Annotated in this window: 4 protein-coding genes; 2 read left to right on the top strand and 2 right to left on the bottom strand. The window is 43.0% G+C overall.

Annotated features, from left to right (window positions below):
- Window positions 1–80: 80 nt before the first annotated feature.
- Window positions 81–1,238, bottom strand: a complete 1,158-nt coding sequence (corA, locus tag IQ242_RS13815; RefSeq protein WP_193960359.1) for a magnesium/cobalt transporter CorA — start codon at window positions 1,236–1,238, stop codon at window positions 81–83.
- A gap of 114 nt (window positions 1,239–1,352) precedes the next feature.
- Window positions 1,353–2,639: an RNA-guided endonuclease TnpB family protein gene (locus IQ242_RS13810; protein ID WP_193960358.1), complete on the bottom strand. Its 1,287-nt coding sequence runs from the start codon at window positions 2,637–2,639 to the stop codon at window positions 1,353–1,355.
- Window positions 2,640–2,896: 257 nt separating this feature from the next.
- Between IQ242_RS13810 and pdxA the strand changes: the two genes are divergently transcribed.
- Window positions 2,897–3,925 carry a 4-hydroxythreonine-4-phosphate dehydrogenase PdxA gene (pdxA, locus tag IQ242_RS13805; protein WP_193960357.1) on the top strand — a complete coding sequence of 343 codons (1,029 nt, stop codon included), beginning with the start codon at window positions 2,897–2,899 and terminating at the stop codon, window positions 3,923–3,925.
- A gap of 23 nt (window positions 3,926–3,948) precedes the next feature.
- Window positions 3,949–5,313 carry an NAD-dependent succinate-semialdehyde dehydrogenase gene (locus tag IQ242_RS13800; protein WP_193960356.1) on the top strand — a complete coding sequence of 455 codons (1,365 nt, stop codon included), beginning with the start codon at window positions 3,949–3,951 and terminating at the stop codon, window positions 5,311–5,313.
- The last annotated feature ends 968 nt before the right edge of the window (window positions 5,314–6,281 follow it).

The following is a 6,281-nucleotide window of genomic DNA, read 5'->3' as shown; positions in this document are numbered from 1 at the left end:
AACAAATAAAATAATCTCCTGTCTCCTGTCTCCTGTCTCCTGTCTCCTGTCTCCTGTCTCCTGTCGACCGCCTTCGTTAACTAACTTTTTGCTTCCTCTTTCAGGGAATAAATTGGCTTAAACCAACCTTTGCGCCAGAAGTAAAAAATCAAGCCTCCCGCTACGGCTAACATGACTAACCAGACCATGAAATAACTCCATTCTCCTTTTAATTCTGGCATATTCTCGAAGTTCATGCCATAGACACCAACGATAAAAGTTAAGGGAATAAAAATCGTCGAAATTACGGTTAAAAACTTCATAATTTCGTTTAATTTATTGCCCATAGTGGACATATAAACATCCATCAAACTCGCCGCTAATTCTCGATAAGCTTCGATAATTTCCAGAATTTGAATGACGTGGTCGTAGGAATCCCGAAAATAAATTTGTACTTCATCGCTGACTATACCATGATGGTCACGCATGAGTAGATGTAGGACATTTCGCATCGGCCAAATTAAGCGACGCAGTGCCAATAATTCCCGACGGACATCATAGATTTCCTGCATTGTATCTCGATCGGGATTACTAATGATCATATCTTCCAACGCCTCAATCCGATCTTCGTAGTGTTCTACCACGGGAAAATAACCATCGATAATCGTGTCTAATAATAAATAGGTTAAATAATCCGCCCCCGATTTCCGTACTCGTCCCTGGGAAGTGCGAATTCGATCTCTGACTATCTCAAAACAGTCCTGTAATTCCTCCTCTTGAAAACTTAAAAGATAGCGTTTTCCCAAGACAAAACTCACCTGTTCCGTATCAAAACCGCTTTCATCTTCTTTCAGTCGCACCATCTGAGAAATCACTAACAATTGATTGTTATAGTCCTCTAACTTGGGACGCTGCGGCACATTAACCACATCTTCTAATAACAAAGGATGCAGATTAAAAATTTCTCCCACCTGTTTTAAAACCGTCTCGCTCCCTAACCCTTGAATATCCATCCAAGACACGGTATTTGTGCCAATATAGGGGGCGCAAGCATTGGGAGTAATATCCACCTTGCGAACGGCGTTATCTTCATCGTAGTCAATTAAAATAATCCGCGAGGGTTTGGCATCCGGTTCGATAATTAATGTCCCAGGTTCACTACCCGGTTCATCATAAAAATAATCGAAGTAGTCTTCTTCCTCGTCTCCATCGGTATCGGGACGATTGTTAACGAATATATCAGGTTGTAGTTGGGTCATAAGCTTACAACAATCTGGCTAATTTGGGCAATAAGAAAACAGAAAAGTTAAAAAATTTAATTTGCCTAAAGTTACTATCTATCGCCATGAGATTACATTGACATACTCCCACCGTCAAGCTACGCTGTGACGGGGGATTCTTTCCACATCGCTGTTAGAAATTCCTTGTTCAACGAGACAACTTAGATTCTCAATGTCTCCACTGAAAACCCAGAGGTCGGACTCTCCCAAGGCGTTTGGGTCGGTTTCTGTTTGCCCAACAGTACCGTTGAGATGATTTCCCAAATATTGCAACCCTTTTTTAAGAATGTTGATTGCTGCATTATGATCCCTATCTAAGACTGTTTGACAATTGGGACATTGATGAGTTCTAGTGCTTAATGTTTTTTGAACTCTCGTCCCACAAACTGAACAATCTTGAGTCGTGAAATGTGGTGGTACAGCAACACAAACAATCCGATAAATCTTGGCAAAATAATTCAACCATTCAGTGAATTGATACCAAGAAGCATCACTAATCGACTTGGCAAGTTTACGGTTTTTGACTAAGTTTCTTACCTTTAAAGCTTCATAGACTACCAAATCATTAGACTGGACTAACGCCAAAGCGTCTTTAATTGCTTTGTCTTTACGTTGTCTTGACACCTTAAGATGAAGCCTAGCCACTTTTATCCGTTGCTTGTGATAGTTGTTAGACTGTTTCTTTCCTTTACGAAACTTTTTGGATAATCGTCGTTGTGCTTTTTTTAGTCGTTTTTCTGACTTTCTTAAATAACGTGGATTCTCTACTATATTGCCTTGAGCGTCGGTATAAAATTCCTTTAACCCTAAGTCAATTCCTGTTATTTGTCCCGTTGGTTTATGGTATTCTTGCCGTTCTACGTCAATCAAAAACTGGCAATAATAACCATCGGCACGTCTCACAACTCTTACCCGTTTAATCTGTTGTTCTGAATAATAAACTAAGGTCTTTTGACTACACCATAAATCAAATTCTCCTGCTTTAAAACCATCAGTGAACTTGATTTTACGTCTATCATCAGATAGTTTGTAGCCTGTTAGTTTATACTCAACCGAACGGCTATGCTTTTTAAACCGAGGAAAACCCTTTTTTCCCGGTATCTTAGCATGACAATTCTGGTAAAACCTATTAATTGATTGCCAGGCTCTATCAGCAGCCGATTGACGAGCTTGAGAGTTTAATTTATTAACCCATGGTGTCTCTTTATTGTTAGCTAGTACCGCACAAAGCTTTTGAAGATCATTCCGGGTTGTTCCCTTATTGTCCATCCAATAACGAACACAAGAGTTACGCACAAACTGAGATGTTCTAATTGCTTCATCAAGCCGGTGATATTGTTCTGGTGTCCCGTTTTTTAGCTTGGCTTCTACGACTAGCATTGATTAATCCTCGACCCTGGATCAATTAAGTATAACACAGTTTACCTACAAATGGTAGAATTAAAATCGTGCTTCCCAGTCAATATCCTGGTCGGATTTCATCCCCCGCAAAGGTTGATGTCTTGTCAAAAAATTTAGCGGGGGCATTCATCCGACATTTTAGGTAAACTGAAGATTGTTTACTGATTTATTCCCTCCTGATAATTGTCAACGATGAGATTAATCGGGAGAATTAGCAATATTGACGGCCAAAATTTATGGAATCCGCCTCTTTTATTCCCCGTCTAGTTATCCCCGTCGGTGATCCCGCCGGAATCGGCCCTGAAGTGGTGTTAAAAGCGATCGCCGATTCCCCAATCTCGTCCGGTTGTCAGATTACTCTAATCGGCACCAGAACGCTTCTCGAAAAAGCCTATCACGATCCCCATCTTCTTGATCGCTTTTCTCTGATCGATTTGCCCTACAATCAAGAAAAAATCGTTTGCGGGCGTGGGGATGCCCATAGTGGTGAAATTAGCTTTCTTTACCTGCAAGAAGCCATAAAACGCACCCTCAAGGGCGAATTTGACGGTATTGTCACTGGTCCGATCGCTAAATCCTGTTGGCAGTTGGCCGGTTATGATTTCCCGGGTCAAACGGAGGTTTTAGCTACCATGGCGGGAATTAACCGTTATGGGATGCTATTCGTCGCTAAATCCCCTCACACCGGCTATAACTTACGCACTCTCCTCGCCACTACCCACATCCCCCTGCGAGAAGTTCCTGATGCTCTTAACCCCGATCTGATGACCCGAAAACTAGACCTATTGATCGAGTCTTTAAAGCTAGATTTCGGCATCGATCGCCCAAAAATCGCCATATCCGGCCTTAATCCCCACAGTGGCGAAGCGGGAAAACTGGGAAGGGAAGAAAAAGACTGGTTACAGCCTTGGCTAGAGTCAATGGGACAAAAATACCCGCAAACCCAATTAATCGGCCTTGTCCCCCCCGATACCCTTTGGGTGGAACCCGGACGCGCTTGGTTTAGCGGTGCAGGGCAACCCGCCGACGCATATCTGGCATTATACCACGATCAGGGTCTAATTCCCGTGAAATTAATGGCTTTTGACTGTGCTGTTAATACTACCATCGGTTTACCCTTTGTTCGCACCTCTCCAGACCACGGGACGGCTTTTGATATCGCCGGTCTTGGCATCGCTAGGGCCCAGAGTATGCAAGCGGCGATCCAATTAGCGATCGAATTATGTCAGCAGCGGGACAACCGGAGAACTAAACTAGAGATATAGCCCTCGATAGGAGACAATTGGATATGGGTATCGCTTCAGTTAACCCTGCCACGGGAGAAATTCTCAAGACTTTTACCCCTCTAACCTCGGAGGAATTGGCGGCGAAATTGGCCCTAGCTGAGGCGACTTTTCAGCAGTATCGCCGCACCGCCATCAGTGAACGGGGACAGTGGTTACGGCAAGCGGCGGACATTTTGGAACGGGATCAGGTGGCATTGGCTAAAACCATGACTTTAGAAATGGGGAAACCAATCAAATCAGCGATCGCAGAAGTCCTCAAATGTGCCTTGGTTTGTCGTTTTTATGCCGATAATGCCGCCGGTTATCTGGAAGATGTGCTGATTACCACCGATGCTAGTCGCAGTTTTGTCCGTTATCAACCTTTAGGGGTGATTTTAGCGGTTATGCCCTGGAATTTCCCTTTATGGCAAGTATTTCGCTTTGCTGCCCCCGCTTTAATGGCGGGAAATGTCGGCCTACTCAAACACGCTTCTAATGTCCCCCAATCAGCTTTAGCGGTGGAAAGAATTTTATTAGAAGCCGGTTTTCCCGAAGGTGCTTTTCAAACTCTCTTGATCGGGGCCGATCGCGTTAGTGATTTAATTAACGATGAACGGGTAAAAGCCGCCACTTTAACCGGTAGTGAACCGGCGGGGATGAGTTTAGCAGCCGCCGCAGGAAAACAGATCAAAAAAGTGGTTTTGGAGTTGGGAGGTAGTGATCCTTTTATCGTTTTAGATACTGCCGATATCGAGGCGGCAGCGGCTACGGCAGTGACGGCGCGATTGTTAAATAATGGTCAGACTTGTATCGCCGCTAAACGGTTTATTGTTATGGAAACTGTCGCCGATCAATTTGAACAGTTATTAGTGGCCAAATTCCAAGCTTTAAGAGTTGGTGATCCCCTCGATGAAACTGTTGATATCGGTCCTTTGGCCACGGCATCGATCATCTCGGAAATTGCCGCCCAAGTGGAAAAAACCGTCGCTATGGGTGGTAAAGTCCTTGTGGGGGGTCAACGTTTAGAGGGAAAAGGTAACTTCTATCTACCGACGATTTTAACCGATATTCCTGCTGGTTCTCCGGGGGAAAAAGAGGAATTTTTCGGACCGGTGGCTTTACTATTTCGAGTCAAAAATATCGATGAAGCGATCGCTTTAGCTAATGATAGTCCCTTTGGTTTAGGTTCTAGTGCTTGGACGAATAACCCCGAAGAAATTGAGCGTTTAATTACTGAAATTGAGGCCGGTTGTGTGTTTATTAACGGTATGGTTAAATCCGATCCTCGCTTGCCCTTTGGGGGTATTAAACGTTCTGGTTTTGGACGGGAATTAAGTGTGGAAGGTATTCGCGAATTTGTCAACGTTAAAACTGTTTGGATTAAGTAAATCAGTAGGGTGGGTTAGCAACGCGTAACCCACCACCATAACCAAAATCACCCACCACAATTGTCGGTGCGTTACGCTATCGAAGAGCGCACCCTACGGATTAAAAATATGCCGCGCATTTTTGATCATATTGAGTCCCATTTATTGCCAATTTTACAGAAAAGGGGCTGATTTTTGTGTGGGTTATTTTAATTTGCGCGGTTGGCAGTAACCTTTACACCTTTAATACCTTTGACCTTTATGATGAGCTAAGGCCATTTGATAACAAGAAATGGGGAATACTCCTTTTAATCCTTGTCCTCAGTCATTTCTTCCCAAATAGCAACGACTATACTAATAGGTAAAAAAAACAACAAGAAAGGGAATATAAATTAAAGTTATTAATAAATCAATCAAAAAAATTGGGTCTCGAATATTATATTTAAGTAGTCGTGCAAAATTAATTTCCTAGTCGAGACTCCGAGATAGGAGACTCCGAGACAGGAGACGGGATACAGGAGACGGGAGACGGGATACAGCTATTAGGGATCGGATTTGAGTTTTCAGTTCACTGTTTACTGATCACAGCAGAAGTCTGACGGAGTAGTGGCTTATACCAAATTTCTAAATCCATGACAGACATCCACGCTCGAATGCTTGCCAAACCTTCATTCGTTGTGACGCGAATAAAGAAAAATGGTATTAGATGTGTAATTAATTGTGATTAGATACTTACCTAAAATGTCGGTTTGAAGGAACCCTCGGTTTCACCGACGCGCTTGCGCTTTCGCGCTTTACGCTTTGAAAGTGAAGATATACTTTTTTAGCGTATCTGGATTTTGTGTATTTTCTCAGTTTTTTTTAAACTTTACTCCAGTATCTAATAGACCTCGACCTAATAAGTAGTCGTGCAAAATTAATTTCCTAGTGAAGATAGGCAAGAGGCAAGAGGCAAGAGGCAAGAGGTGGTTAGATATGTGTAATTAATT

The organism is Microcystis sp. LEGE 08355 (assembly GCF_015207185.1).
Classification (GTDB): domain Bacteria; phylum Cyanobacteriota; class Cyanobacteriia; order Cyanobacteriales; family Microcystaceae; genus Microcystis; species Microcystis panniformis.
Note: the sequence above shows the minus strand (reverse complement) of the source record. Positions and strands in the feature narration are given on the sequence as shown.

Bases quoted from the DNA above. Each gene is read 5' to 3' on its own strand.
- corA (WP_193960359.1), bottom strand. From the start codon at position 1,238: ATGACCCAACTACAACCTGATATATTCGTTAACAATCGTCCCGATACC.
- IQ242_RS13810 (WP_193960358.1), bottom strand. From the start codon at position 2,639: ATGCTAGTCGTAGAAGCCAAGCTAAAAAACGGGACACCAGAACAATAT.
- pdxA (WP_193960357.1), top strand. From the start codon at position 2,897: ATGGAATCCGCCTCTTTTATTCCCCGTCTAGTTATCCCCGTCGGTGAT.
- IQ242_RS13800 (WP_193960356.1), top strand. From the start codon at position 3,949: ATGGGTATCGCTTCAGTTAACCCTGCCACGGGAGAAATTCTCAAGACT.